We start from the raw sequence: 21724 nt of genomic DNA, 5'->3' as shown, positions 1-21724 counted from the left end.
GTGCGGGCGAACACGGCCGGCGTAGATCAGACTTTGTGCGCCCACTCGGGCCTGTAGTCGGGGTGTTCGGCGAAGGCGGACGCGAGCAGACGTACCACGCGCCGGTAGATGTTCACGGCCCCGGTCATCAACTCGTGGACAGCCGTGCCGGGCTCGGTGTTGCGGAGCGAGATCTCCGCACTCTCCAGCTCCTGGATGATCCGGTACTTGGCCTTGAAGTCGGCGGTGCGCCAGGCGTCATCCTCCTCCCGCTCGTCCAGGCGGGCCATCAGGAACTCGATCAGGTCGGTCACGCGCCGCCTCCCGTCGAGGCATGGGCTTGGCGTGCGGCGATCTGGTCCATGTCGTACCGCAGCCAGCGCCGCCACCCCTCACGGGTCTCATCACCCAGCCATCCCTCACCGTGCTCCGAGCAGTACTTGCTGTCGTCCTCCGACCCAGTGTGGAGCCAGCACAGGTCGTGCTCCGTCACCCGAGGGCAGACGCCGCAGGTCGCCTCGCAGCAGTCCTCCTCGGGGGTGCAGTCCTCACACCGGGCGCCGGGACAGTGGAACTCGGATGCGGCGTCAGGTTCGGTCACGGTCACGGCTCAGTCCTCCTTGGTGCGGGCGACGGGTACGAGGTAGGGCAGGGCCGGGTTGGCCCCGCCGAACGCGGCCACGAGCGCCGCCATGGCCTCCCGGGCCACCGCGGCAACACCAACGGCGGCACACCTGGGCGCGCATGCCGGGCCAACTGGTGGCGCGCATGGGCCGGCGATGGGTACGGGCGGAAGGTCACGGGGTGCCTCCGGTAGTACCGAGCTTGGCCAGTTCGACGCGGTCCATGAACTCCTGTATCGGATCCTGGTGCACCCAGTTGGTGAGGGGGCTGATGGTCAGGTTGCCCCCCTGCTTGATGATCGCGGTCACGAGCCAGGCATGAAGCGCGATCAGGCCAAGTCCGGCCGGGGGCTGGAGGTCGGCGAGGAACGGGTGCTGTTCGATCAGCACGGGCCGAGCCTCATCGGCCGCGCGGGGCAGCTGCCACAGTTCCAGCCGGTCGCCGGTCATCCAGTCCAGGAGATCCGTGAGGCCGTCCACCTTCCGCGCGGACAGCAGCAGCGGCGTGGTCACGGACAGGACGTCAGCGAGGGGGAAGGTGCGGGTCTCAGGCATGGCTCAGCTCTCCTCGGGGGCGGGCGGGGTGGGGGCTGTTTTGGGGAAGCGTCCGGCGGCCCAGGACCATCCCATGCGGGAGCGGTGCTTGCCCTTGTGGTCGGCGGTGAGTTGGCAGGGGCGCTCCTTGCCCTCGGCGTGCGGAAGGCGTGGCGGCCGACCGATGCTGCCGCACTCCGGCCCGCCGGGTGACGCGAACGCAATGAACCAGTCCATGTGCAGCGCGGACGACTTCTCATTGCGGTAGCAGAAGTGCGTTGCGCAGCCACCGCACAGCTCGCACTCGGTGCAGTCGTCCAGGTCCCACGGGTCGACCTGGAAGCCCATCTGCTGCTGGTACCGCTCACTGCCGCATCCGGAGTCGGACACCGACCTCCACGTGCGCTGATCGTCGGCGGTCACTCGGCGGCCCCCTTGTCTTCGCGGGTGGTAGTCGGACGCACGGGGAGCTTCGCACCGGGGCGCCGTAGGTACCAGGCGATGAAGTCCCGGATGAGGCGCGTCCGGTTGCGCTCGCCGACGGCTTCACCGAGTGGGTTCCACTCGTCATCGGGGATGCGCAGCGGGCGAAGGGGCGTGTGCCCCTCGGTGTTCTGCTTGGCCATAGGGCCAGCGTAGAGGTGTATATGCATGAGTTCCACCATAGGGGTTGCCGTGTATATGCACAACGGCTACGGTGTGCATATACACACCGCACCGAGGGGCCCGCAATGAGCACCGACCGCATCGTGATCGACCAGGCAAAGATCCGCATCAGCGACGAGATCGCCGCCCGCATAAAGCCCGGGTCCGAGTTCCCCCGCTCCCTGGCCTGGTGGCAGCGGATCGTCCCGTGCTGGCTGACCGCAACCGAAGACGAAGGCGGTCACATCGTGCTCACCCCGAGCGGGCGCGACGCCGCTGGCAGCGTGTACGAACTCACCCCGGTAATCACCCGCCGCGAGATCCGGTACGGCCTGGACTGGCTCACCCGGTGGAACGGCAACAACGTCGACTTCACCGACGCCCTCTCCTGACCCGCACCAACACCCACCACCAGGGGAGTCACCGTGACCCGCACCGCCCGCCGCACGCTTCGTACCATCCGCCGCAGCATCACCGCCGCACTCCACACCAGCCGGCACCTGGTCACCGCCGTGCGCGGGGCACGCTTCGGGCTCCTCGTCCGCCTCTACCGGGCCATCGACCAGGGCGCCACCGTGCGGATCGCCTACCGGGACCGCGACGGCGTGACCACCGTGCGGGACGTGCAGCCCCAGTCGCTCCAGCCGACCGCCGCCGGGGACATCACCGTCACCGCCCACGACCACCTGCGCGGCGAGAAGCGCACCTTCCGCACCGACCGCATCCAGCTCGCTGCCTGAGGAGGCGCACCATGTCCGTCAACTACTACGCGTTCGGCCCCGGCATCACCGACCCCGAAGGCCTGCACATCGGCCAGTACGCCGTCTCCAGCCGCTTCCTGATGCAGTCGCTGCCCGAGCTGGGCTTGACGTCGTTGGCAGCGTGGATGGACTTCCTCCGTCGGCCCGGCGTCATCATCCGCGCCGAGCACGGCCTGGAGGCGAGTCCGGACGAGATGGAGGAGACCATCAGGGAGCGCGTCGACTCCCGGGGTTGGTCGAAGCAGGCGCGGATCAGGCGTCCCTACGATGCGCGGCCCGGGTACCACGTCGACGCCGAGGGCGTCGAGTTCTGCGAACTCGACTTCTGCTGACCCATCCCCGACCCGGCCGCCACCGTGCGGCCGGTACCCGCATAACCCCCGCCCGCCACCCGAGCAAGGAGACCACCGTGACCGACAGCCTCGCCCGACAGATAGTCGACCGGGACATCGCGGACAAGATCGACAGCCTCGCGACTGATGCTGACCGGCTCGCCGCCGCGGCGACGGATCTCGCCCGCTCCCTGAGGACCGGCGGCCACGCGGGCGGTGCCTTCCAGCTCGCCCAGCGCGCCACCCTCCTCCTGCAGCAGGCCGCCACCCTGGATGGGATGCGCGAGATCGCCAAACTGCTGCCCAAAGACGAACTCGCCTGACCCCCGCCCACCACCTAGTAAGGAGACCACCGTGACCGAGATCATCCGTCAGAGCCCGGTGAAGGACGCAGCGAGGAACCTCCTCGTCTCCACCGTGAAGATCCGCCGCAACTACTACGACACCGTGGTCTTCGACGAGCACCCCGACAAGCGCCACCAGGGGAAAGTACTTCCCGGGCACGAGCACGAGGGGCGCACCTTCGGGCCCTATGTGATCGGGGCGTCCAGCGAACGGGCGATGACCCGTGAGGAGGCCATGGAGCAGCACCGTGAGGCGCTGTATGCGGCCCGCACCGAGCAGATCACCTGACGCCGTGACCACTGCCCAACTCCGTGCCGCCTTGGCTGGCGTTCACCTGCGTTGGGGGCATGGTCATGACGGGCTCACCCCCGGGTGTGCCCTGTGTGCGGAGGAGCTGGCTGAGGTTCGGGCACTCACCGCCGTCAGCCGGGCACTCGCACCCGCCGGCCAACCCCAGCCCACCCCGGGCGCCAACCCGACCACAGCAAGGAGCACCACGTGAGCACCGCTTGGCCCTACGACGCGGACCGGGACGACCCGCTGACCACGCTGCGCATCCCCGTTGCGTCCGCATGGGCCGACTGGAACTACATCGTCGCCTTCGACAAGGAGAGCGCCGTCCGCCCGGACAGCACCGAGGCCCGGCAACTCGCCTCCTGCCTGCGCTACTACATCGACTCCTGGTACACCGAGTCGTACAAGGCGCGGCTCGCCGAACGGCCTTTTGACATCGACGGCGGCGCCAACGGGTTGACGTTCCACAAGTACGGCCCCGGCGACTGGGGGTACCGGCGGCGCACCTGGACGATGGGGCCGCTGTATGTTCCGCAGTCGCCCAGGCTCAGGGAGAGCGCCCGGCTCACGATCGGCCCGCTGCCTCTCGAACAGGTCATGGACCGCGCTTACGGACATCGTGACCGCCCACATGCCCGCCGGCTGGGACTCCTGACCCCGCCCCGCCCCGCCTTCCACCAGCAAGGAGACCGTCATGGCCCGTGAGAAGCCCAAGCCGCCCTGGAGTGCGCGGCGCGTCTGGCACTACCGGCGGGACGACATCGAGTCGTACCCGAACGGCGGGAAGCTGTGCGCCTGCGGGAAGCCGTGGCCGTGCGCCGACGCGCCACGGTGCACGTGCGACGCGGAAGTCCACGCGGGCGTTGGCTACTGGCACCAGCCCGACTGCGCCACGCAGCGCCCCGACGACCCGGCCCATCACCGACCCGAGGAGATCCAGTGAGCGCGTCCTGCGACCGAACCGAACACGCCAACCTCCTGCCGTTGCAGCACCTGGTGGAGCATCTGCACTGGGGCTGCACGGATCAGGCGCAGCAGGTGTGGCTGCTCGAAGCGGTCTTCGCCGAGCACGCCCACCAGCTGGCCGAGCAGGCGCTTCGGGTGTGGGGCAGGGAGGGCAGCAAGCGCCTCGCGGTGGACGAGGATGGCCTGCCGCTGTACCGGTCACCGTTCTACATGCACGAGGACGCAGACACCGCCGCCGACCTCATCGACCCGGAGGCCACCCCGTGACCATGCCCGCCAATACCTGCCTGAACGACTGCCCTGATACGGCGTGGTGCCCCGGATGCGCCGCCTGTCCGTGCGTCCCAACGTGCGACCCCGGCTGTCCGGTCAACTCCCGGCTCGCGCCCCACAAGGTCACCACAGCGGACGTCCGGGCCGCCCGCACCTGGGACATCCGCTGAACCGACCGCCGCCGACACCCCGCAGCAAGGAGAGAGACGTGCGCACCATCCGCGAGCAGCAGTTGTATCGAGATCTGGCCGTCGACATGATCCAGCGCGACCGCCGGTTGCGCGTCACGGCCATCGGGCCGGACGGCCGCGCCGAATGCCTGGTCGAACACGACCTCCACGGGACGACCGGACGAGTAGTCCGCATCCGGCCGCAGGCGTTGCGGAGCCCGGCGAAGTACGAACTGCTGGATGAAGCACCGACGTTGGCAATCGACCCCCGGTACACGGCCCTGCTCAAGGCGATGAACGGCGCACACCGTGCAGGCGCCACCCCGCGCGACTACGCCCAGGCCGCCTGGGACGCGCTCGGCTACCGCGAGGCCACCCCGTGAGCGCGCGTCTCACCAACCCGAACCGGGGCGCCTACCTGGACATGGAAGCCACAGGCGCAACGGCCGACGAACTGTGGGACTGCACTGGCTTCGCCCGCTGCGACGACTGCGGTCACCTGATGCGCGCCGAAACCCTGGTCACGCTCCCCGACCACCGATGCGCCCAGCGGCAACAGTTGCGGCGTGAGGCAACGACCTGACCCCCGCCCCTGCCCCGTTGCCCGGTTTGGCCACCATGGCCGAGCTGGCGGCGGGGCGTCCCGTTGTCCGCTGCCGGGAGTGCGGGCACCCGCTGGTGGACCGCGACGCGCGTTTGCGGGAACTGGGAGCCGACTGCGCGCTCAAGCGGGGACTGCGGGACGTGCGCGGGCCCGGCAGGTTCGAGGTCGAACAGGAGACGCTCCCCGAGGCGTGAGCCGGCCAACAACACCGCCCCGCCACCAGTCAGGTAGCGGGGCGGTGGCACGGGTGGGGTCAGGCCCGCTCCCCGAGGATGCGCCGGGCCATGGTCGTGGGGTACCCGTCGGTGACGGCCTCTTCGCTGCCGCCCATCCGCGCCTGCCGCACAGCGTCCGCAGCGGTCGCGTCCAGGAAGTCGGCGAGATCCAGGGCCAGTTCGGGCGACAGCAGCCCGCAGAGGACGCCGATGGGGCCGCCGAGGTAGTTGTCCAGGTCGTAGGCCCATTGGTCTGGTGCGCGGCCCCGGACCTTCTGGATCTCTATCGCAGCCTCCGCCGCGGCTCGCAGCTTCTCCGCCGCCTCGTGCAGCCGCAGTGCCGGGCCGGGTGGGGTGAGGAGCGCGAGTCGTGCCGCCTTCTCCTCCAGCCGCTCCGTGGGTCGTTCCGGGTTCAGCATGCGGTCCGCCTCGGGGGTCATCGTCCTGCCCTTCTGTGCGCGTCGGCCACGATCTCGGCCCGGTCGGGGTGCGCCTCAACAGCTTCCCGGAGTGCCGCCCACCAGGTGTTCGCGTACCGCTCCCGTTCCCGCATCTCCTGCAGGCGCCGCTCCATCCGTACCAGCCGGGCCGCCAGCTTGTCGCACATGCATTCCGCATCTGGGTCCTGTATCCGCGCCATACAGCCCGGCAGGAGGCACAGCGCGCCGTCGGGGTCGGTCCACCAGTAGCAGCCGGCCGGGACCGTGCCCGGCGTCGTGGTCGTGGGCGCCTCACGGTCGCCCAAGGCGACCTGGGTGGCGGTCACGACGCCTCCCGGGGCGTGGCCTTGGGGCTGCTGGCGCCCTGCTGCGGGTGGCAGGTCTGGTACCCGCCGTCGGCGTGCACCCAGTTCGAGTACCAGCCGAAGCCCTCACCCTCACGGGCCACCGGATGACCCCGGTCCTCAACCTCCAGGCCACAGTTGGCGCAGGCGGGGTAGGCGATCGGCGGGTCGGTGGTGGTCATCCGGCGTGCCTCCTGTTCGTGGTGGCGGCGAAGTCATCGTCGTGGGCGGACCGGCCGCGCGAGTCGGGCCCGCAGTCGAGGTAGGCGTCGATTGCCTGCCGCAGCATCGGCCCCGAGATCAGCTTCGGGTTGTTGTGGGCGTAGGCGGCGTACCAGTCGTGCTCCCACGGCTCACTCCGGGTGCCGATCAGGTCGCCGATCTCAGCCGGGGTCAGGTTCTCGCGGACCAGGGCGATCAGGCGGTCGTACCCCTCCGTGCCGAAGTCGGACAGACGGTACGTCACGACGGGTCCTCCTGGTCCGACTTGGCAATCCACGCCCCGAGTGCCTTGACGTAGGCGCGGTCCGCCCGCTCGGCCTCAGCCCGGAGCCGAACCGCCTCTGCGCGCAACTCGGCAAGGTCCGGAGCGTGGATGGCGAGCGGCCCCCGCAGCCAGTCCGGCATCACCTTCGCCAACTTCGCCACGGTGCGCTTCGGGAAGCCGGGGCCCGGGTCGAGGCACAGCTTGAGGAAGGCGCGGACTTCGGGTTCGGTGTCCAGGCGTACTCGGCTGCCCGTCGCCGTCGTCATCGGGTCTCCTGTTGTTGGTCGCGCCGGGCCCGCATCCGGGCGAGGCGCTGGGCGTCGGTGGGTTCGGTCCACGGGTGCCAGCCGGCGGCCTGCGTCCACCGCTGCATGTGGTCACGCTCCGGGACAGGGCAATGGCGGCCCGCGGGGAGGGTGGCGGTCACGAGGTCACCTGGTCCCACCACAGCGGGGTGTGCGTTGTGTGCCGCTGTCGCCTGCCACACGGGCGGCACCGAACGGGCGAGTGACGCTGAGGAACGAAGGCGTGGAGGGGCTTCCGCCAGTCGCCTTCGACCTGGATGTGGTAGCCGCGGTGGCCACCGCACCGGGCGCAGATCCAGTAGCCGTCGGAGCCGTCCGGCCGCACCGGGCCTTCGCGGAACCAGTGGTCGGTGATCACAACGCCTCCCCGCCGCCACACTCCGGACCGCAGTAGCGGTGATCGCCCTCCGCATGCTCGGCGGCCAGTTCGTGCTTGGCGCAGATCTCGGAGTCCTTGCACGGCGGCTCCGAGCACGCGTCCGGCCGATTCGGGTCCAGCACGGGCATCGGCGGAATGATGTACCCGAGTTCGTTGATGAGCTCACGATGCGCCATCGCCGCCGCAGCGCACAGCGGCCGGCCTGCGTGCCAGACGTAGTCGTCCCGGTTCGCCCCACCGGGGGTGGTGAGGACGGTGACATCGCCGAACGGCTCGCCGCAGTGAGCGCAGCGGGGATGCGTTGCAGTCTCAGCGGTCGAGTTGTTGGCGGCGGGCTCGCTGAGCAGCCCGAGCACGATCTCCCGGGCGCCGCAGAGGGCGACGTGGCTCTGGCTTCGGTGTGCGTACCGGGCGTTGCGGTCGATGACGGCCTGGAGCGCGGCAGCAGCCTCGGCGATCACCTCTTCCCGATGCCCCGGCGCGTAGGCGTCCATCACTCGGTCAGCGATCAGGTCGATGCTGTCCTTCGACAGCGGATCGGTACGCAGCATCGCCTGGGCGGCGGCACGACCATCGTCGCGGGCGGTCATCGGGTGTCCGCCTCGGCGTCATAGCCGCCGACATGGCTGATCTCGCCGGTGATGCTGAGGCTGGTCAACTCCGGCAGTTCGCAGTCGAGGAGCGCGGTCGGGTCGCGGTCGTCGCCGGTGTCATGGGCGGCGAGGGAGACCTCGACGCCAGCGGAGTTGGACAGGACGACGCGGGTTCCGAAGGCGTGGTCGTGGTCGGTGATGATGCGCAGCCGCATGATCGAAATCTCCCAGTTTGTGTAGGTTCATTCTCTCGCCAACTCCCCATGATCGCCACCCAGTTGCGTGGACGCGCAGGAGGAAAAGCGCAGGCAGGGGCGGGGGTTGGGGCTAGTCGAACAGCGAGCCCTGCACCCCCGGACCGAGGTCGGCCGGCCCGGCGGCGTCTTCCGCTTCCATCTCAGCGATGACCCGCAACAGTTCGGCGTGGTCGTCGCTGGGGTGGAAGTCGCAGTGCGGGTTGGAACAGGACCGCTCGGGCTGTTCCCAGTAGGCGCGGTGGGCCTTCTCCGCGTCCGCGAGCCAGTCGTCGCCGGCGGTGAAGCCGGGCCGGTGTGCCGCCCAACTGGCTTGGGCGGCGGCGATCCGGTCGCCGTCGCCGTAGAAGTCCGAGAAACCGTGCATCTTGATGTTCCAGACCCAGGACGCGCGCACGCTCTCGTAGGCGCGGCGGGAGCGGTCGTAGCCGGAGGCCGGGTCGATGTCGTCCATGTCCACGCCGCGCGCCAGGCAGTAGGCGATGCGGGCGTCGGCCGTGGACGTCCGCCGATCCGGGTCGGCGCTGTCGGCGTAGCGGCTGATCATCATCGCAGCACGCTGAGCGGACGTGAGCATTGCGGCCCTCCTCGGGCGGGAGCGGTGGCCCGCCCCGGGTTGGGGCGGGCGGGGTGAGTCAGGCGGCCGGGATGGACGAAGCCCACTTGGCGCAGTCGTCGCAGTGGCCGCTCTGGCTGGTACAGGCGAGCGCGGCCTCGGCGGCGATACGCAACAGAGCGGCAGCGGTCCCCGGAAGGTCATCCACCTCGGCGGCGAAGTGCCGCTGCGACTGGGTGGTGACGGAGACGGCGAATCGGGTGCAGCGGACCATCAGCGGGTGCGGCGCCAGGATCCAGCCCTCCATAGTGGCGACGGGGCCGTCCACGGTGGCGATCAGCGCGGCAGTGCGGCAGTGGGTGGCGAAGTCCCGAGTGGCCACCACGTCGTAGGTCTGTTCGCCACCGACGGTGCTGTCCGGGTGCTTGGCGTGCCACGCGACGGTCCGCTGCGTCGCCAGTTCGTCCATCTCGATGGCGGTGGTCCACATGTCCGTCGCGTTCATTTCCGTCTCCCCTGGCTGCTGCTGGTTTCTGTAATACAAGAATGCGCCCGCCACGTCCGCTTGTCAACCCACTCGCCCAGATGGGAGGGTGTTCCTGTAATACACATACCTAGGAGGCACCTCATGGCCCGCCCCAAGACCGGCCAGACGCCAGGCAAGAGCTTCCGGCCGCCCGTGCCGCTATGGGCCGAGGTCATGAAGTACGTCGAAGCCGAAGACCGCCCCTACGGCGACATCGTCATCGAAGCCCTCCACGACTGGCTGAAGAAGAAGCAGCGAGAACAGGCGCAGCAAGAGGCCGAAGAACCGGGATAGCCGCGCCGACCACCCGTCAGAACCGCATGCTGGGGTGGCACTTCTTGCACCGCGCTGGCTCGCCACCGGTCCCGTCGTCCCGGATCCGGGTAACGGGGTCGCAGTCCCAGTCCCCGCAGTGCGGGATGGTGTTGGTCGTGGGGTCGGCGTTGCGAAGTGCACGATCGGAACGTCTACCTGACGCCCATCAGATGGGCCTGCTCAACCGTCCGTTGGGCGGAGCCAACGGGGTTGTATTGACCGAAGTTGAACCATTCGCCTTCAAGGCGCAGCGGGCTGAAAGCGTCATGCAGATACGCTTCGAGATGCCTTCCGCCAGCGCAACTCCACAGCACTTCCAGTCGAACCGGGGACCCGGTTTGGATGGTGCGCAACCTCGCGCGGAGGCTAGACGTTGTGCCGATCTTCACCACTCCCGACCCATGCTGCCCAATCACGTAGACAACTTGGTCCGGGTGCACCCTCGCTTCTTCAGAGCCTTCCGGAATCGCGAACGCCTCATAGTTCTGAACGAGCTTGCCGCCGACTCTGCGCCCAGTGCGCACGAGGTAGCCGTGGTCGTAAAGCTCATCGAGCATCGGGCGCAAAGCACCCAACCCTTCACCCTCGTCACCACGTCGATCTCGTGCCCGTTCCATCAGGCCGCCTACCGAGACCTCCCACTTCGGAGCGTGATCCAAGATGACGAGTAAGAGCCCCACCGCTCCGTAGGTGAGTCTCTCGTCCGCCACGATGGCAGCCCGAGCGCTTGCTGCTGCTTCGGCGTCATCCGGTATGTGAATCAGCATTTGGTCAAGGTCTCCCATCTTGAAGCGGTCGGGTCTCGTACCGGCAACGGCCGGACGGTTGCCACCGTCCGGCCTTCTGCTTGTCCGCTCAGGGCCGGTCCTCTCGTGGCCAGCGAGCCGACTCGTCTCTCTCGACGGTGTACGAAACCGCGAACCGCTCGGCAGCCATACGCGTCTCATTCACCTCGGCGATCACTTCCCCCGCACCCGATCGCACCCGGGACTCCCGGGTGACCACGAGCAAGGGAGCGGACGAGTGCACGCCAAGCCGGCGCTGTTCGTCTGCGTTGGGGAGCCGCGACGAGATGGTCTCCCGCCATTGGAGCGGCGATCGGAAGTGCTCTTCGATGCGGTCGTAGATTCCACCAGGGCCGCTGTTGGCCTCGCCGAGGGGCGGAATGTCGGACGCCAGGGGTACGGGAATGTAGCTGGTTGACATCTGCAGTGGCTTGTTGGTGTCCGTCGGCCCCATGGCGCGGTCCCGAATGATGACGGTTGAGCCGCGTTCGATGCCGAGCATGTCGGCGATGTGCTGCGGTGCGACCGCAAGCCCGAGGTGCGGCGTTCCTACGGCCCTCCACTGCTTTGCGTTCTGGTCGAAGAAGTAGCCGATCTCGTCGCGGTAGGCGTGCCTGTCGCGGACGATGATCCGCGCCTCGGGGCGCTCCCGGACGATGGCTTTCTTCTTGGGCTGGAGGGTGACGAAGCCGTCCGTTGCCAACTGTCGGAGGGCTTGGAGGGCTGTGCCGGGGGCGACGTTGTGTTCCTTGGCGATCTCCTTGCTGGTGCCCAGTTCGGTGCCGGGCGGCAGGGTTCCTGCCTCGATGGCATCGCGGATGCGTTCCGCGATGTCCCGGTACCCAACACGCGGCACTGATGGCTCCTCTCGGCGGCTTTGGCTCATTTCGTTTCCCTTACTATAGTGCAGGGAGGCTGCCATAGGGTAGCCTTCTGCTTGTTCAAAGGAACGGCCCCGGTCACACGGCGCTGGAACGCCGACCGGGGCCTAACCCACCCGACCCCTGATCAAGGAGGGCAGGTCTGTGCCACAGAGTAACGCCCCTGCGCTAAGGCAGCACGTTCCGTCACCCGGAATCTCCGACATGTCGCCGGCGGATGTTGCCGCGCATCGTGCCGCGTCCTACATCCGCCCGTCGGCGAACTGGGGCATCTGCCCCGAGTGCAACGGCAACCTGGGCCCCAACCACGTGTGCCCGTCGCGGACTGTGCTGCGGCTGGAGACGGAACTCGCGTACCTGCTGCGTGACCGGCAGTACACCGAGAACGCCCGCCGCGAGATCGCCGAGCACGCCGCATGAGCCGCCGTCCGTCCCGCGCCGAGTTAGAGGCATACGCCGTCCACTCCGACAAGGCCGCCAGCCGCTTCGATGAGGCCGCCCGCGACGCCGAGGAGGCGTTGGCCACCGAGACCCGACCCGAGGTCCGGGCCCAATACGAAGCGATGAGCAAGTTCCACCAGCAGCACGCCAACGAAGCCCGCGAGGACTCCGCGACCTACCGCGACGGACGCATCCCCGGGGAGCAGTGGTGACCACCGCATCCAAGGACCCGCGCCCGCCGCTCCAGCCGTCCACGGTGCTCGCCGAACCCGCCACCGTCCAGGCAGCCGCCGACGACTACGCAGGCCGCAACACCACCACCCCCCAGACCATCACCGCCACACCCCACACCCACGGGCGGAAACCATGACCGCCCCGGGCCGCCCGCACAACGTCAACCATGGGGAGCCACGATGAGCCGCCGGGCCCGGGACATGGAAACCCCGGAGCAGCAATACGCCCGCCGCCAAGCCGGGGCCGCCGCCCAGCGATCCCGTGAAGCCGCCGCCAAGGCATACGACCAGGCCCAGCGGGACGACAACGCCGTGTGGGCCATCGGACGCGAGGGCCGGCGCGGATACGACCCCGATGCGGCAGCCCAGTACGCCGCGAGCCGTGACCAGAACTACGACCGGGCCGCCCGATACCAGGCCGAGGCCGAACGGCATGACGCCATCGCCAGCGCTCCGCAGCCGAAGAAACGCGGGTGGTGGCGGTGACCGCCGAAGAGGAACTCGCCCAAGCCGCCCGCGACTACGAGGACGCCCAGGAGTGGCTCAACCCCACCCCGGTCCGTGAAGAGCCCGACGACGAATGATCCCCCACCCGGTCAGTGACTGCGGCGACCCGCAGCTCCTCTGCCCCCAACACGACCAACCGTTCTACCCCACCCGCGACTACGACCAGGAGCACACCATGCCCCGCACCACCGAGCCCGAGCCCGACGACGACGGCACCATCCGCACCCCCATCGACGAGGTCTAACCCCCCAGCCGCCGGGCCGGCGGCGACCACCACCCGCCAGCCCGGCCACCAACCCGCAGAGAAGAGTCCACCGATGACCAGCCGCCCCGACACCAAGCCCCGAGCACAGAAGACGCTCGCGGGCATAGCCGCCGTCGGCGCCGCGATCATCGCCGGGATCGGCTTCGTCGGCTCCTACAAGGCAGTCCGCGACCTCGCCCGCGAGCAGGGCTTCGGCTGGTTCTCCGACATCTTCCCCATCGGCATCGACGCCGGGATCGTCGTCCTCCTCGCACTCGACATGCTCCTCACCTGGAAGCGCATCCCCTTCCCGCTGCTCCGACAGGTCGCCTGGCTACTGACCGCGGCGACGATCGCGTTCAACGCCGCGTCGGCGTGGCCCCGCCCTCTCGGCGTTGGCATGCACGCAGCGATTCCGGTGCTGTTCATCGTCATCGTCGAAGCCAGCCGGCACGCTGTCGGCCGCATCGCCGACATCACCGCCGACAAGCACATCGAACCCGTCCGGATCACCCGCTGGCTGCTTGCCCCGGCGCCGACGTTCCGGCTGTGGCGGCGGATGAAGTTGTGGGAACTGCGCAGTTACGAGGAAGTCATCCGGCGCGAGCAGGACCGCCTCGTGTACCGGGTGCGGCTGCGCGCCAAGTATGGGCGGAACTGGCGGGCGAAGGCTCCCGTCGGCGCCATGATTCCGCTGCGGCTGACGAAGTACGGGGTTCCGCTTAAGACTTCGGCGACCGCCACGGTGGCGATCTGCGCGGGCCCGAAGGGGATCCTCCCCGTCCCCGCTGTGGCGCCACGCCCCGCCGCTCCCGTGACGGCAGAGATCGCCACGGACATCGCCACGGTGACGGTTCAGGAGCGCCACGAAGCGACCGCCACGGCCGCTACGGAAGCGCCGCAAGGCAATCCCGCGAAGCGTCACCGCAGCGCTACGGCGGCAGCCAAGCGGAGCGGCACGGGCGATAGCCGAAGCGCCGCAGTGGCGGCCATCCGCGGCTTGTACGACACCCTCGGCCGGCGCCCCGTCGAGTCCGAGATGGTTGCCGAGCTGATCCGGATCAAGTCCAAGCACGTCTCCCCCGCCTTCGCGAAGAAGGTCCGCGCGGAGATCGAGAAGGATAACCCCGCGCTTGCCGCACTCGGCAGCGACAACGTCCGCCCGATGACTGGAAGCTGATGACCACGAACGATCAACCGAACTGCCAGGCAATGCAGGACGAAGCCCCCTGCGCACGCATCGCAACCCTGACGGCCCCGGTCCGCCTGTGCGACGAGCACAAACTGCAGGTTGCGGCGAGCATCCTGCCGGAAGTGCTGGCCGGCGCGCTGCGACAGGCGCGTTCGGTGGGGGCCAGGACGCTGGCTCCGGCGCTGGCTCACCTGGTGGCCAGCGCGCAGGCGGCGGCCATGCCGTCCGCCGAGCCTCATTCCGCGCTGGTGTACTTCATGGCAAATGGCGGCCGGGTCAAGATCGGATACACAAAGTCCCTGTTCACGCGGGTCTCGTCGTTGTCGTTGCGAGAGGACGCGCTCCTGCTCCTGCTCCATGGCGGGACGGATCTGGAACGCGCGTTGCATGCGAAGTTCGGTGCACACCGGGTGGCCGACAGCGAGTGGTTCGAGCTGACGCCGGACATCGTCCACTTCATCTCCAGCAAGGCGCCGAAGCATCACCTCGGTTCGAAGAGCAAGCGTTCCACCAGGGCGAATCCCCGTGGCCGGCGTTCACAAGCCGCCAAGCGGGCACCCCGCCGATCGATGACCGAGTGGGTGGAGCTCGCCGGTCCGATCTTCCACGCGGAGTTCAAGAGCCTCCGCAGGCAGCCCACCGCGAATGAGTTCGCCACCGCCATAGAGGCCGCCGGGCTCGGCCTGGTGTCCGATTCCACGGCGAAGAACATCCGCACCGAGATCTTGGACCGGACCGACGTACCCGCCCTTGACTGAACCCGACCGGGGTCCGACTCCGACCCGACTCCGACCGGTCGGAGTCGGACCCCACCACCCCCTTGATCAGTGATCTTCTCCCAGACCCGCGCCCGACTCCGACTCCGGTCGGAGTCGGAGCAGCCCCACGAAGGAGACCCCCGTGGCCGCCCGAACAGCCCCTCCGGCAGACCCGGTTGCGGCACCCCCAACCACCCCGAAGACGCCCGCACCGCCGCCCTCGCCGGTCCTGGCCTGGCCGTCGGAGTGGCCCGTTCCGGAACCCCCGAAGTCGTCCTCCCGGTCGCGGAAGCGCACCGGCCGGGGCGTCCCGATGGCCCCCGTTCTCGGGGCGGCGGGGAATGGAACGGCCCTCGCCGCGACCGCCGCCTACGCGGCAGGTGGCGTCGCTGCTGTCGCCGCCACCGGTGTTGCCGCAGCCGCCGGGGCGACCGCTGCTGTTGTCCGCCGCCGCAAGACGGTGAAGAGGAACCTGGCGGCGCGGCACAGCGGTGGCGGTCACCGCTCCGGGAGCGCTACGGCCGGGTGGGGCGGGATGGGTTCGGCATCGGGTGGCGGTCGCTCTGGAGGGTCGCGCCGTGGCGCTTTCGGTGGTGGTTCCACCGGCCTCGGTTCGGGTTCCGGTTCGGGTTCGTCCCGGCGCCCTGGTGGCGGCGTGACGGGGCTGGGGCGGACGGGTCCTGGCGCCGGGTCGCAGAAGGGAACCCGTACCGGTGTGGGCCGTTCTGGCGGCCTTGGGTCGGGCGGGGGTTCCGGGGCCGGGTTGTCGAAGTCCCACAAGAAGAAGTCGCCGACGCTGCGGGCCGCCGCATCCCGGGCGGCGCGGGCCGCTGCCGCTCTCGGTCGTGGTGCAGCCACCGCCACCCGCAAGACCCTCGGGCCGAAATCCCCGGCGATCCGGGCGGCGAAAGCTATCGGCCGGGGAGCGAAGAAGGCATGGAAAGCCGACGCCAGCACAAGCGCCCGGAAGACCGCGGCGGCCAGGGCAAGGCGCCTGCGCGGTGCGGCGCACGACGGGATCCGGGCGATCCTCGCCGGTGCCTGGACTGGCATCAAAAAACGCGACAGGCACGCCGCCCTGGCCCGCCTCAAGGACGTGTGGGCGCGCCGCCGCAAGAACCGCGCCGGCAAGAACACCCCCACCGCCGCCCCGCCCGTGGTCGCCCCGACCGTTCGCCGCCCCACCACAACCAGCAGCCCGACTGCCAGCACTGGAGGAACCAGCATGCCCGGACACCACTTCGTCGCCCCCGCCATGGAAATGGCCCGCATCGCCGCGAACTACGACCCCCAGGGGATGCTCCAGGTCGGCGAGGACTTCTCCGGCCTCGAAGAGGCCCTGCGCCTCACCGCCGAGGCCATGAAAGTCACCGTGGAGCACGCCGACGCCCGGCAGCCCCTCGCCCCGCAGATCATCGAAATGATGCGGCAGATCCACTCCCTGCAGCTCAAGGCAGCCGAGATGGCATCCGAACTGCGGCCCGCGTTCGAGTCCCTCCACCAGGTCGACCTCAACCGTCTTCGCAACCCCCGCAAGGGCGCAGCCGGCGAGCGCATGTGGGACGTCACCACCAACCTCTCCTGACCACCCCGTTCACCTACTGGATTCGGAGCACCTCGTGAAACTCGACTGGGATGCCGGGCACGGCCCCGTCACCGGCCCGATCAACTGCGGCCTCACCGCCCTGACCATCGGCTGGGCCGGGAACGAAGCCGGCATGCCCATGTCCTGGGCAGCCGCCACCGCGGCAGCCGGCTGGCTCGGCACCCACATCGCCGGGGTCCGGAAGGGCGTCACCGGCACCACCTTGGCCATGCGCACCGCAGCCTGGCTCGGCGCCGGCACCTGGTGCTCCTTCGCCATTGCCAACAGTCCCTGGACGCAGTGGAGCCTGGGATCTCTCCTCATCGGCACCCTCGGTCTCGGCGGGGCCATGGCCGGCGCCCACCACGTCGAAGCCGAAGCAGCGGAGAAGAAGACGGCAGCCGAGGCCGAAGCCAAACGCTCGTCCCTGGACGGAAAGCGCGCAGCGAAGGCCACGGAGTGGCAGGAACGCATCGCCCGTGTCTGCGCCGGCACTGTCGTACAGATCGTCGGCGTTGAAGACTGGGACACCGGTGCCGGGTTCACCCTCGAAGGTGAGTTCGGGCCCGGCGGCGGCCGGTGGAAAACCCTCGCCGGCTACGCGGACGCCCTCGCCTCCGACGCGCGCCTCCCCGAGGGCTGCGGCATTGAGGTCGGCCCCGGCGTTCACCGCGGCGCGGTCCTCCTGAACGTGTCCACCGAGAACGCCCTCATCGCCGACGCCAACTACCCCCCGGACTACTCGCCTCTGACGATCAACGGCCCGTCCCCGATCGGCGCATACCGCGACGGGGAGCAGGCCGCACCGGTCATGCGGCAGCGGTCCGCGCTGTACGTCGGCCGCCGCGGCTCCGGCAAAACGAACCTGATGAACGTGCAGCTCGCCAACCAGGTCCGCATGACCGACAACCTGGCGTGGGTCATCGACCTCAACGGCGGCGGTCTTGCCCTGCCCTGGCTCCACGCATGGGAGGCCGCGGGGCGCCCCGGGCGTCCGCCGATCGACTGGGTCGCCGACACCCCGGCGAAGGCCCTGGCCATGGCGGAGGCGGCGCTGCGGATCGCGAAGGCCCGCAAGCCCGGGTACAAGAAGCGGGAGATCGCCGCCAACGACGACAAGCTGCCCGTCGGCCCGGACGTGCCAGCGATCACCCTCAACAACGACGAGATCGCGGAACTGTTCTCCCCCCGAGCTCGCCGCGACGAGACCCTGCGCCGGGTCGGCGACACCCTCGTCCAGGTCATGGAGATCGCCCGCGCGGTCGCCGTGAACATCCTCAACGCCGCGCTGCGGGCAACCCAGGACGTGGTGTCCGAACCCCAGTTGCTCAAGCAGGCATCGCTGCGCATCGGGATGCGCAGCGATGAGACAGAGATGAACTACCTGTTCGGCTGGAACGACAAGGCCAGCCCCGAGGACGCCCCCTACCCCGGGTGCGGGTTCATCAAGCTGGAGGACGACCCGGCCCGGCCGGTGAAGATCTACCGCCTCAAGCCCGAGCAGATCGCCGACATCGTCAAGGCCACCTCCGGGATGCGACCCGAACTCGACGACCTGTCCCGGCGCGCCGCCGGCGACGCCTACGCCAACCGGTGGGACGGCACCGAGCACCTCTTCGGCGCCAACCCGACCGCCAGTGCGCCCGAGCCGGACCAGCCGCAGACGCCCGCGCCCCGCCAGGGAACCGGTGTCACCGACAGCTGGGGCAAGCCCACCCCCGACATGAAGCCCGACGTCCAGGCCGCCCTCGACGACGCCGAAGCCGCCAAGCGGAAACTCCACGACGCCATGGGCGAGAACGGAAACCGCGACCCCGACCTGGAACAGCAGTTCCAGGACATCCTCCGCGGCGGCGGCGCCGTCTGGCAGCCCCCCACCGACACCGGCGCCGACGGGGAAGACCCGCGCCGGCAGATCGTCTTCGACATCGTCGCCGGATCCGGTCCGGCAGGCATCGGCCCCGCCGCGATCGTCGACACCATCACCCGGCGCCACCCCGGCATCAAGCCCCCGCACCCGGACGTCATCGCCCGCTGGCTCAACGCCGACCCGCGCATCCACCGGCCCAAGACCGGCCGCTACGCCGTCCGCCCCGACCAGACCTGAGGACTGTCATGCCCGCCACCGACCCGTACACCGCGCTCCGCCCCGACCTCACCGGGCGGCCCCCGGTCGACACCCCTGCGTTCCCGCCCGGCCACCCCGACGCCCCACCCCAGGTCGCACCCGCACCGCCCGGCGCCGTCTGGACAATGCTCCCCAACGGCGACCGAGCCCTCGCCTACCTCCCGCCCGGCTACGAGAAGACCACCGAGCCCACCCCCGCCGCCCCGGCCGAACGCGACAAGTGGCCGCTCCGCATGGCCACCGGCGGCGGCGCCACCGCGGCAGTGATCGGTGTCATCGGCCACTACGGGCACGGCATCAACCAGGCAGGTCACGGCATCGGCATGGCCTTCCTCGGGATCGCCGCAGCAACAGCCACCGTCGGCATCGCCGTCTCGGCCATCAAGGGCAGCACCACCAAACGGAACCCGGTCAACGTCACCGTCAACAACAACATCTCGCCCAGCTTCTCCGCCAACTCCCGGTCCACCAGCAGCAACCGGGGGCGGTGATGGCCACCCCCACCCGGCGCAGGCCGGCCACACGGCGCCAGCCCGTCCGGCGCCGGCGCCGGACCGCCCGGCAGAAACGCAACGACCTCATCGCCGTCGGCAGCGTCCTCGCCCTGTTCGCCGCGATCGGGGCGGCCCGATGGGTCAACGAGCACCGCGGCATAGCCCTGGCCGTCGGGGCCCTGGTCCTGCTGGCGGGCGCGTACTTCGTGGCCCGGGTCATCACCGGCCGGATCCGCGCACACCGCCACCGGTGGACAGCGCCCACCAGCATCCACGCATACCTGACCGCCAGCCCAGACGAGTTCGAGCAGCAGACCGCTGCCCTCTGCCGCCGAGACGGATGCACCCGCGTCCGCGTCGTCGGCGGCTCCGGAGACCTCGCCGCCGACGTCCTCGCCACCACCCCCAGCGGCAAGCGCATCCTCATCCAGTGCAAGCGGTACGCCCCGCACAACAAAGTCGGCTCCGACCACGTCCAGCGCGTCAACGGCACCTACCGCGACATTCACGGATGCCAGCAGGCCGCGATCGTCACCACATCCAGCTACACCATCGACGCCATAAAGCTGGCCCGGCGCGTCGGCATGCGCCTGTACAACAGCAACGACCTTGCCCACTGGGCCGCCGGCGGACGACCGCCCTGGAACTGACCACAACCGGTGGCTCGGCCGATCCACCACCAACACCCACCAGAGGTGAGTTAGCCAGAGCGCGGATGTTCCGGCACCGTAACAACCACCCCGGCACCCACCCATAACCGGTTCACTCAACCCGAACCCTCTCAGAACCAGGAGAACCCATGCACTACGGATCCGGGCTCGCCCGCACCGGCGGACTCGCCATCGTCATCGGCGGCGTCACCTTCACCCCGTTCTGGCAGATCGCCATAGCCATCGGCACCGTCCTCGCCGGCGGCCTCGCCCTCCGCGCCGCGCACCTCATCCGCCACCGCTAACCACCACCGGCCTCGCCCCCTTGGGGGCGGGGCCCCAACAGGGGGAGCCCCAACCCGTGCACTCCGACGAAGCCGGCAGACGCCGCTACCTCGCCTACGCCCTGATCCTCGCCGCAGCCCTCACCGCCTACGCCCACCACCACATAGCGCAGACCATCCACCAGCCCTCCCGGCTCGTCGCGATCGACACCCTCGGGTTCTGCTGGCTCGCGTTCTCCCTCATCGCCGCCCACACCCACATCGACGTCCGCCCGTCCCGCCGGCAGACCCGGCAACTGGATGAACGCCGCGTCACCGTGATCGTCCCGCTGAAGAACGAAGACCCCACCACATTCCGGGCCCTGCTGGACTCACTGGCCGCCCAGTCCCGGCTGCCGCAGCGGTTGCACATCATCGACAACGGGTCCACCAACACCGACTGCCAGCGGGCATTCCACCAGTGGGCCGCCACCAGTCCGGCCGGCATGCAGGTCGAATACACCGTCACCGGTTCCATCGGGAAACGCGCCGCACAGGTCCTGGCGTTCGACGCCGACCCCACAGCGGACATCTTCGTGACCCTCGACTCCGACACGGTCCTCGACCCCAACGCTATCGCCGAGGGCATCGCCCCGTTCTCCCGCACCGACGTCACCTCCGTCGCCGGGCTGCTGCTGTGCCTCAACCAGTCGAAGAACCTCCTGACCCGCCTGGTGGACCTCAGCTTCGTGATGTCGTTCCTCAACGGGCGCGCCGCCTGGTCCCGGTTGGGCAGTGTCGTCGTCAACTGCGGTGGGCTCGCCTTCTACCGGGCCGACGTCGTCCGCAAATACCAGGACCAGTACGTCACCCAAACCGTGTGGGGCCGCCGCGTCGCCTCCGGAGACGACCGCATGCTCACCTGCTACGCGCTCCTCGAGGGACGAACCGTCATCCAAGAGCGCGCCATCGGCTACACCCTCCTCCCCGAGCGCATGAGCCACCTGGTGCGGCAGCGGATCCGCTGGTGGAGGTCGTTCTTCTGGGGTGGCACGTGGCTCATCAAGACGTTCCCCATCACCAAACCGGCCTGGGGCATGGTGCTGTGGCAGTTCGCCAGTTTCGCCCTGTACACGTTCGTGCTGCCCCTCGTCCTCATCGTGCACCCCGTGGAAACCCGCGGCTTGGCCGTGCCGTTCCTCATCTACATGGCCGGCCTGTCCTACGTTCGATCCGTCCGCTACCTAGTGGTTCGCCGCCCCGACCAGTCCTACGCATCGCAGCTCGGGTCGTTCGCGCTGGCGCCCCTGTCGAGCCTGCTGAACGTGTTCCTTTGCTCGATCCTCCAGTACGCCGGTCTGCTCACGTTCCTCAAGACCGGGTGGTCCACCCGCGCTACGGTCGAAGTCGGCATCACCGGCCAGCCCGACCTCGCGCCGGCCACCGTCATCGGCGTTCAAGGAACCGACCCGGACGCCCCCACGACCCCCATCCCGGTCATCACCGGCGCCACGGCGCCCCTCGCCAAGCTCTACGACCCCATCACCGAGATCACTCTCGAAACCCACCTCCCACGACACGCCCGCACCTGACCCGAAAGACCAACCACTCCCGCGCCAGCAG

The 21724-nt window shown here is 69.5% G+C and carries 41 protein-coding genes and 1 pseudogene; 25 read left to right on the top strand and 17 right to left on the bottom strand.

The features are described 5' to 3' along the window. Window positions 1–26: 26 nt before the first annotated feature. From OG552_RS10760 to OG552_RS10740, 5 genes are all read right to left on the bottom strand, one after another. Window positions 27–293, bottom strand: coding sequence for a DUF6221 family protein (locus OG552_RS10760; RefSeq protein WP_329131652.1), 267 nt, complete (start codon window positions 291–293; stop codon window positions 27–29). Continuing rightward, entirely contained in the window at window positions 290–586 is a 297-nt protein-coding gene (locus tag OG552_RS10755) for a hypothetical protein (protein WP_329131650.1), read from the bottom strand. The genes OG552_RS10760 and OG552_RS10755 overlap by 4 nt, the downstream gene beginning before the upstream one ends. Before the next feature lie 190 nt (window positions 587–776). Continuing rightward, window positions 777–1157 carry a DUF7736 domain-containing protein gene (locus OG552_RS10750; RefSeq protein ID WP_329131648.1) on the bottom strand — a complete coding sequence of 127 codons (381 nt, stop codon included), beginning with the start codon at window positions 1155–1157 and terminating at the stop codon, window positions 777–779. A 3-nt stretch (window positions 1158–1160) separates the two neighbouring features. Next, a complete protein-coding gene (locus OG552_RS10745) occupies window positions 1161–1526 on the bottom strand; it encodes a hypothetical protein (RefSeq protein ID WP_329131646.1) in 366 nt (121 codons plus the stop codon). Between the two features lie 29 nt (window positions 1527–1555). Beyond that, a complete protein-coding gene (locus OG552_RS10740) occupies window positions 1556–1762 on the bottom strand; it encodes a hypothetical protein (protein WP_329131644.1) in 207 nt (68 codons plus the stop codon). A 105-nt stretch (window positions 1763–1867) separates the two neighbouring features. On the opposite strand from OG552_RS10740, the gene OG552_RS10735 reads away from it, so the two are divergent. The 11 genes from OG552_RS10735 (at window position 1868) to OG552_RS10685 (ending at window position 5720) form a co-directional block, all read left to right on the top strand. Then, entirely contained in the window at window positions 1868–2173 is a 306-nt protein-coding gene (locus tag OG552_RS10735) for a hypothetical protein (protein ID WP_329131642.1), read from the top strand. A gap of 33 nt (window positions 2174–2206) precedes the next feature. After that, on the top strand, window positions 2207–2521 hold the full coding sequence (locus OG552_RS10730) for a WYL domain-containing protein (protein ID WP_329131640.1): 315 nt from the start codon (window positions 2207–2209) through the stop codon (window positions 2519–2521). Between the two features lie 11 nt (window positions 2522–2532). Continuing rightward, on the top strand, window positions 2533–2874 hold the full coding sequence (locus OG552_RS10725) for a hypothetical protein (protein ID WP_329131638.1): 342 nt from the start codon (window positions 2533–2535) through the stop codon (window positions 2872–2874). 77 nt (window positions 2875–2951) lie between these two features. Next, window positions 2952–3197 (top strand): hypothetical protein, encoded by a 246-nt coding sequence (locus OG552_RS10720; protein ID WP_329131636.1) that lies wholly within the window; start codon window positions 2952–2954, stop codon window positions 3195–3197. Window positions 3198–3228: 31 nt separating this feature from the next. Beyond that, window positions 3229–3507 (top strand): hypothetical protein, encoded by a 279-nt coding sequence (locus tag OG552_RS10715; RefSeq protein ID WP_329131634.1) that lies wholly within the window; start codon window positions 3229–3231, stop codon window positions 3505–3507. Window positions 3508–3717: 210 nt separating this feature from the next. Further along, window positions 3718–4218, top strand: a complete 501-nt coding sequence (locus OG552_RS10710; protein WP_329131632.1) for a hypothetical protein — start codon at window positions 3718–3720, stop codon at window positions 4216–4218. Next, window positions 4208–4456 carry a hypothetical protein gene (locus OG552_RS10705; protein WP_329131630.1) on the top strand — a complete coding sequence of 83 codons (249 nt, stop codon included), beginning with the start codon at window positions 4208–4210 and terminating at the stop codon, window positions 4454–4456. The genes OG552_RS10710 and OG552_RS10705 overlap by 11 nt, the downstream gene beginning before the upstream one ends. Then, window positions 4453–4746, top strand: a complete 294-nt coding sequence (locus OG552_RS10700) for a hypothetical protein (protein ID WP_329131629.1) — start codon at window positions 4453–4455, stop codon at window positions 4744–4746. Before OG552_RS10705 ends, OG552_RS10700 begins: the two co-directional genes overlap by 4 nt. Window positions 4747–4960: 214 nt before the next feature. Further along, window positions 4961–5305: a DUF6354 family protein gene (locus tag OG552_RS10695; RefSeq protein ID WP_329131627.1), complete on the top strand. Its 345-nt coding sequence runs from the start codon at window positions 4961–4963 to the stop codon at window positions 5303–5305. Next, window positions 5302–5505: a hypothetical protein gene (locus OG552_RS10690; protein ID WP_329131625.1), complete on the top strand. Its 204-nt coding sequence runs from the start codon at window positions 5302–5304 to the stop codon at window positions 5503–5505. The genes OG552_RS10695 and OG552_RS10690 overlap by 4 nt, the downstream gene beginning before the upstream one ends. 35 nt (window positions 5506–5540) lie before the next feature. Further along, window positions 5541–5720, top strand: a complete 180-nt coding sequence (locus tag OG552_RS10685; protein WP_329131623.1) for a DUF6011 domain-containing protein — start codon at window positions 5541–5543, stop codon at window positions 5718–5720. A gap of 59 nt (window positions 5721–5779) precedes the next feature. Here the strand turns inward: OG552_RS10685 and OG552_RS10680 are convergent, their stop codons facing one another. From OG552_RS10680 to OG552_RS10635, 10 genes are all read right to left on the bottom strand, one after another. Continuing rightward, window positions 5780–6181 (bottom strand): hypothetical protein, encoded by a 402-nt coding sequence (locus OG552_RS10680; RefSeq protein WP_329131621.1) that lies wholly within the window; start codon window positions 6179–6181, stop codon window positions 5780–5782. Next, window positions 6178–6507 (bottom strand): hypothetical protein, encoded by a 330-nt coding sequence (locus tag OG552_RS10675; protein WP_329131619.1) that lies wholly within the window; start codon window positions 6505–6507, stop codon window positions 6178–6180. Before OG552_RS10675 ends, OG552_RS10680 begins: the two co-directional genes overlap by 4 nt. Further along, complete coding sequence (locus OG552_RS10670; RefSeq protein ID WP_329131617.1) at window positions 6504–6707, bottom strand: hypothetical protein; 204 nt, start codon at window positions 6705–6707, stop codon at window positions 6504–6506. Before OG552_RS10670 ends, OG552_RS10675 begins: the two co-directional genes overlap by 4 nt. Further along, the gene (locus OG552_RS10665) at window positions 6704–6991 is read right to left on the bottom strand and encodes a hypothetical protein (RefSeq protein WP_329131615.1); all 288 of its coding nucleotides are present in this window, start codon (window positions 6989–6991) and stop codon (window positions 6704–6706) included. Before OG552_RS10665 ends, OG552_RS10670 begins: the two co-directional genes overlap by 4 nt. Further along, the gene (locus tag OG552_RS10660) at window positions 6988–7278 is read right to left on the bottom strand and encodes a hypothetical protein (RefSeq protein WP_329131613.1); all 291 of its coding nucleotides are present in this window, start codon (window positions 7276–7278) and stop codon (window positions 6988–6990) included. Before OG552_RS10660 ends, OG552_RS10665 begins: the two co-directional genes overlap by 4 nt. Further along, window positions 7275–7439, bottom strand: a complete 165-nt coding sequence (locus OG552_RS10655) for a hypothetical protein (RefSeq protein ID WP_329131612.1) — start codon at window positions 7437–7439, stop codon at window positions 7275–7277. Before OG552_RS10655 ends, OG552_RS10660 begins: the two co-directional genes overlap by 4 nt. 232 nt (window positions 7440–7671) lie before the next feature. Next, window positions 7672–8286: a hypothetical protein gene (locus OG552_RS10650; RefSeq protein ID WP_329131610.1), complete on the bottom strand. Its 615-nt coding sequence runs from the start codon at window positions 8284–8286 to the stop codon at window positions 7672–7674. Beyond that, window positions 8283–8504 (bottom strand): hypothetical protein, encoded by a 222-nt coding sequence (locus OG552_RS10645; RefSeq protein ID WP_329131609.1) that lies wholly within the window; start codon window positions 8502–8504, stop codon window positions 8283–8285. The genes OG552_RS10650 and OG552_RS10645 overlap by 4 nt, the downstream gene beginning before the upstream one ends. 112 nt (window positions 8505–8616) lie before the next feature. Then, window positions 8617–9120 (bottom strand): hypothetical protein, encoded by a 504-nt coding sequence (locus tag OG552_RS10640; RefSeq protein ID WP_329131607.1) that lies wholly within the window; start codon window positions 9118–9120, stop codon window positions 8617–8619. Between the two features lie 58 nt (window positions 9121–9178). Beyond that, window positions 9179–9604, bottom strand: a complete 426-nt coding sequence (locus OG552_RS10635; RefSeq protein ID WP_329131605.1) for a hypothetical protein — start codon at window positions 9602–9604, stop codon at window positions 9179–9181. Window positions 9605–9727: 123 nt separating this feature from the next. Between OG552_RS10635 and OG552_RS10630 the strand changes: the two genes are divergently transcribed. After that, window positions 9728–9919 (top strand): hypothetical protein, encoded by a 192-nt coding sequence (locus OG552_RS10630; RefSeq protein ID WP_329131603.1) that lies wholly within the window; start codon window positions 9728–9730, stop codon window positions 9917–9919. 173 nt (window positions 9920–10092) lie between these two features. Here the strand turns inward: OG552_RS10630 and OG552_RS10625 are convergent, their stop codons facing one another. Next, window positions 10093–10707: a GIY-YIG nuclease family protein gene (locus tag OG552_RS10625; protein WP_329131602.1), complete on the bottom strand. Its 615-nt coding sequence runs from the start codon at window positions 10705–10707 to the stop codon at window positions 10093–10095. Window positions 10708–10795: 88 nt separating this feature from the next. Further along, window positions 10796–11611 carry a GntR family transcriptional regulator gene (locus OG552_RS10620; RefSeq protein WP_329131600.1) on the bottom strand — a complete coding sequence of 272 codons (816 nt, stop codon included), beginning with the start codon at window positions 11609–11611 and terminating at the stop codon, window positions 10796–10798. A gap of 199 nt (window positions 11612–11810) precedes the next feature. Here OG552_RS10620 and OG552_RS10615 point away from each other — a divergent pair, with 199 nt between their 5' ends. From OG552_RS10615 to OG552_RS10555, 13 genes and pseudogenes are all read left to right on the top strand, one after another. Continuing rightward, window positions 11811–12026: a hypothetical protein gene (locus OG552_RS10615; RefSeq protein WP_329131597.1), complete on the top strand. Its 216-nt coding sequence runs from the start codon at window positions 11811–11813 to the stop codon at window positions 12024–12026. After that, window positions 12023–12259, top strand: a complete 237-nt coding sequence (locus OG552_RS10610) for a hypothetical protein (protein ID WP_329131595.1) — start codon at window positions 12023–12025, stop codon at window positions 12257–12259. Before OG552_RS10615 ends, OG552_RS10610 begins: the two co-directional genes overlap by 4 nt. Beyond that, the gene (locus tag OG552_RS10605; protein ID WP_329131593.1) at window positions 12256–12417 is read left to right on the top strand and encodes a hypothetical protein; all 162 of its coding nucleotides are present in this window, start codon (window positions 12256–12258) and stop codon (window positions 12415–12417) included. Before OG552_RS10610 ends, OG552_RS10605 begins: the two co-directional genes overlap by 4 nt. A gap of 43 nt (window positions 12418–12460) precedes the next feature. After that, complete coding sequence (locus tag OG552_RS10600) at window positions 12461–12766, top strand: hypothetical protein (RefSeq protein ID WP_329131592.1); 306 nt, start codon at window positions 12461–12463, stop codon at window positions 12764–12766. A gap of 94 nt (window positions 12767–12860) precedes the next feature. Beyond that, window positions 12861–13031 (top strand): hypothetical protein, encoded by a 171-nt coding sequence (locus OG552_RS10595; RefSeq protein ID WP_329131590.1) that lies wholly within the window; start codon window positions 12861–12863, stop codon window positions 13029–13031. Window positions 13032–13104: 73 nt separating this feature from the next. Continuing rightward, a pseudogene (locus OG552_RS10590) lies at window positions 13105–13768 on the top strand (DUF2637 domain-containing protein); the annotation flags it as partial. A gap of 442 nt (window positions 13769–14210) precedes the next feature. Then, entirely contained in the window at window positions 14211–14981 is a 771-nt protein-coding gene (locus OG552_RS10585) for a GIY-YIG nuclease family protein (RefSeq protein ID WP_329131588.1), read from the top strand. Between the two features lie 763 nt (window positions 14982–15744). Further along, on the top strand, window positions 15745–16566 hold the full coding sequence (locus tag OG552_RS10580) for a hypothetical protein (protein WP_329131586.1): 822 nt from the start codon (window positions 15745–15747) through the stop codon (window positions 16564–16566). A 34-nt stretch (window positions 16567–16600) separates the two neighbouring features. Further along, on the top strand, window positions 16601–18673 hold the full coding sequence (locus OG552_RS10575) for a hypothetical protein (protein WP_329131584.1): 2073 nt from the start codon (window positions 16601–16603) through the stop codon (window positions 18671–18673). A gap of 8 nt (window positions 18674–18681) precedes the next feature. Continuing rightward, window positions 18682–19185 (top strand): hypothetical protein, encoded by a 504-nt coding sequence (locus OG552_RS10570; RefSeq protein ID WP_329131583.1) that lies wholly within the window; start codon window positions 18682–18684, stop codon window positions 19183–19185. Further along, a complete protein-coding gene (locus tag OG552_RS10565; RefSeq protein ID WP_329131580.1) occupies window positions 19185–19838 on the top strand; it encodes a restriction endonuclease in 654 nt (217 codons plus the stop codon). The genes OG552_RS10570 and OG552_RS10565 overlap by 1 nt, the downstream gene beginning before the upstream one ends. Before the next feature lie 149 nt (window positions 19839–19987). Then, window positions 19988–20143: a hypothetical protein gene (locus tag OG552_RS10560; protein WP_329131578.1), complete on the top strand. Its 156-nt coding sequence runs from the start codon at window positions 19988–19990 to the stop codon at window positions 20141–20143. A 56-nt stretch (window positions 20144–20199) separates the two neighbouring features. Beyond that, on the top strand, window positions 20200–21693 hold the full coding sequence (locus tag OG552_RS10555; protein ID WP_329131576.1) for a glycosyltransferase family 2 protein: 1494 nt from the start codon (window positions 20200–20202) through the stop codon (window positions 21691–21693). Window positions 21694–21724: the final 31 nt, after the last annotated feature.

The sequence above is a fragment of the Streptomyces sp. NBC_01476 genome (assembly GCF_036227265.1).
Lineage (GTDB): Bacteria > Actinomycetota > Actinomycetes > Streptomycetales > Streptomycetaceae > Actinacidiphila.
The sequence above is the reverse complement of the archived record's forward strand: the minus strand, read 5'-3'. Positions and strand labels throughout refer to the sequence as shown.